Annotated in this window: 1 protein-coding gene and 1 pseudogene; both read left to right on the plus strand. The window is 46.0% G+C overall.

Annotated features, from left to right (window positions below; all coding sequences use genetic code 11):
• Positions 1-299 (plus strand): outer membrane lipoprotein-sorting protein (locus R7Q48_RS29235; protein WP_318133862.1); only part of this gene is annotated, 299 nt, incomplete at its 5' end.
• Between the two features lie 54 nt (positions 300-353).
• Positions 354-587 (plus strand): annotated as a pseudogene (locus tag R7Q48_RS29240) (hypothetical protein); the annotation flags it as partial.

Below are 587 nucleotides of genomic sequence, written 5' to 3' on the forward strand. Positions count from 1 at the left end.
TTCTAGAGCAAATTCCAACGGACAAGAACTCCGGTTATACCAAGCAGGTAGTATGGCTTGACAAGGCGCATTATCGCCCTCTCAAAGTCGAGTTTTACGACCGAAAAGGCGCGTTATTGAAAACTCTAACTTTCGCTAATTATAAGCAGTACCTCGATAAATATTGGCGTGCACATACCATGGCAATGACGAATCACCAAACTGGCAAAAGTACAGAATTGAACACTAGCGATTTGCGCTTTCAAACAGGGTTGGAAGAGAACGACTTCAACAAAAACGTGCTCAAGCGAGTTAAATAAGGGAGTGGTATGAATATGGGCAAAGGAGTAAACCAACTTGGCGGAATACTCGCGATGTTGGTAACGCCCTCGCTGTTCGCATTTGAGCTTGCGGGGCAATTGAATGTTGAGCATCGACAGTTTCTCTCTCAAGGGCTGCAAGGGCAGAGTAAAGGCCAAAGCTCTGTTGTAGTTCAGCCTGAACTTTACTGGGATTTCCAAAGCGGAGAGAGTAGCTTCACCTTCACGCCGTTTTTTCGAGTCGATAGCCTCGATGATGAAAGAACCCACGGTGACATTAGAGAAGCG

Source organism: Vibrio sp. 378 (genome assembly GCF_033339435.1).